1 protein-coding gene is annotated in these 2909 nt (G+C 30.7%); it reads right to left on the reverse strand.

The annotated features are described in order from the left end of the window. Nucleotides 1-233: 233 nt before the first annotated feature. Nucleotides 234-2816 carry a DUF885 family protein gene (locus T390_RS03950; RefSeq protein WP_156930770.1) on the reverse strand — a complete coding sequence of 861 codons (2583 nt, stop codon included), beginning with the start codon at nucleotides 2814-2816 and terminating at the stop codon, nucleotides 234-236. Nucleotides 2817-2909: the final 93 nt, after the last annotated feature.

Here is a 2909-nt window from a genome sequence, read left to right on the forward strand (position 1 = left end):
TCAGACTATTCTGAAAATTTAGTAGAAATTTCAGAACTTATTGAGCAGTCAAAAATCGCTGAATTTTTGACTGCAGTTGATAAACTTATCACCCTCCAAGCCAAAAAACTCACCAAACTCAAAGACATCAAAAAAGCATTATTGCAAAAAATGTTTGTCTAATACGCCTATAAAACAGGCGTTTTTTAATTAAATAAAAACTTCCTGAATTAACAGGAAGCTAAATAATTAAATTATTTAATGTCGTAAATGTAGTTTACGATTTTTTCAACCGATCCCATTGGTAATGCACCATTTCTAAGTACAATATCAAAGAATTTCTTAGTGTTTTCGTGGTTATTTTTAGCGATAAATTCAGGTCTCGATTGGTTAAGTTTTGTATAAACTTTTTTGTATAAATCAATAAAGATTTCTTTACCTGAGTTATATGAAGTAGCTTGACCTACACAGGTGAAGTATCTAATAGATTCACTGGCTATATCACCAGCACCTAGTGCTGAATTAGTTTTCATAAATTCTCTAACTTCATTAATTGAAGCTCCGCCATCTAAACCGGCTTTACCTCTTACATTACCACCATTATATGCTGTATCAATTGCTAAACGCATGTTACGCAATTGTGCTTCATTTAAAGCACCAATGAATTGTAAAATATTACATAATTCAATTGCAGCTCTAGCTCTTGAAGCATCATCAGTATAAATGTTCTTTGTATTTACTTTTTGTCAGTAAATACCATTATGTAATGATTTAATAGATTCAATATCTTCAGCAGAAACTGCTGTTGCTTTGCTTTCTTCTTCAGTGTAGAAACTTGTTATACCTTTAGCAAATTTGAAGTTAGTTGGCATTGCATATAAATTAGCATTAGCATAATCAGGAGTTCCGTAATATCCAGCTTCAATACCAAATCATTCCATAAATAAGGCTCATCCTTCAATGTATGAAGTAAAGTCAAAGTCAACTTTATCACTTAATTTCACATCACCAACAGAAGCTTTATGATCTATAGCATAGTAAATTTGATTATGGTGTCCCATGATACTTTCGTGGTTAGCAAAACTTGTTACAGATCATTTTTGTAATGAGTAATATGGATCTGCGTTAAACATGAATTTTTGAACATTGCTTGAATATGCACCAACACCTTCATATTCTCTATCTGCATAATTATAGGTTTGAATTTCATAGTTTGGAGCTGGATATTCAAAGAATGAATTTCCATAGTTAGTTGTAGAATCTTTGAATTGGTAATATGCAACGAATGCACTTAGAGCGCCATCATAGAATTGACCATTAGTAATACCTTTATAAGCTTTATCTTTTTCTTCTGGTGTGATTAAAAAGTCATATCCGAATTTCTTAAGTTCTTCAATTCCGTTTTGTGCACCTGGTTGTTTTTTCAAGTTAGCAACAAATTCATCTGTTCATAAACTCTTTTCTTCTCTACCAAAGAAGAAATCTTCTGAGTTTAATCATTTAAAGAAGTTTGTTTTATCAATATTACCCGAAGCGTCTCTAATTACAATTTCAATACTTTGTGCTTGATCAGGTCCAGGACCATCAGCATCAAATCTAATAGTTTCTTTTCATTCAGAATTTGCATTACCTGTAATTAAGGTCGCAATTCTTTGAGCTGAAGCAATTGTATTATCGATATTAGATTTAGTTGAATCATAACCTTTTTCATATACAGTTTGAGCACTTCAATCTGATGAAGTAGCCATTTTCAAGGTTTGTGCATAAATAGCTGGACCAAAGGTTGGAATATATCCTAAACCAGCATTCTTTTGGTCCATATCTTTTTTAGTTAAACCTACACCATAAATTTCTTTATTTTGAACTGTTAAAATTCTTTCAAGTTCATTTGTTGAATTTGTTTTTGAAAGAGTTAAATCAGTAGCGTTTTCGCCAAAACCATATTTTGAAGCTTTATAGTAAGTTGTTAAATAGTATTTGTAGAATGCATTAATGTGTTTAACTGCTTCTTTTTCAGTTGCATCTGCAATAGCTTCTTCTTTAGGTGTAACAAATTTTTCAAAGAATTGATCAATTGTTGCAGTTTGTGTATCAGCAGCATCTAAAAATTCTTTTAATTCTGCAGAGTATTGGTTCTTAAGAATAATGTTTGCATTAGTTTTAATAAATACTTTAGAAGGTACTACACCTTTAGCAACAGCATCTTGAATGGTTTTAAGTCATCTTTGAGCTACTATTGCTTGAGCTCTTTTATCGCTTCCTACTACACTTCTTAGCATAATAGTTCTATAGAATGGGTTAGCTATATAACTTGAAGCTGGACCTCAAGCATAACTAGGCAATAAGTATCTTATATCTGAACCATAATTACCTTTTTCAATTTCAAGGTTGTATTTAACCCCATCATACCAAGCAATTAAATTTGGATCAATATTTTTAGCTGTATAAATATCTACTTCTTGAATCTTCGCTAATGCTTCATCAATTAATTTAACGATTTCAGCAGCTTCTTCAGCTGTTGGAGCACCCATAGCGATTTCATATTCAGCACCAAATTTTGCTTGAACGCCTGTTTTATAGGCTGTTACGATTTCATTTAATTTGTTTGCTAATACTTTACTTTTTTCAATATCTACAACTTTTGAATCTGCTTGATTTTCATTTTGTGTTGTAGTTGATGAGTTTTCTGTATTAGTTGTACTGACATTATTTGTAGATGTATTATCTACTTTTATGTCATCTTTCTTTGTTTCGTTACATGCAGCAGCTACTGCTGGTAATGAAAACATTGTTAATCCTCCAATTAATGGAAGAATTAATTTCTTAAACAATTTCACTTTGATAATTCCTTTCGTATTATTGTTTAAACTTTAATATCTACATTATTTACAAATGTAGATACATTTAATTTTATTTTTTTTTTTTTTTTT

Source organism: Mycoplasmopsis felifaucium ATCC 43428 (assembly GCF_000687775.1).
GTDB classification, from domain to species: Bacteria; Bacillota_I; Bacilli_A; order Mycoplasmatales; family Metamycoplasmataceae; genus Mycoplasmopsis; species Mycoplasmopsis felifaucium.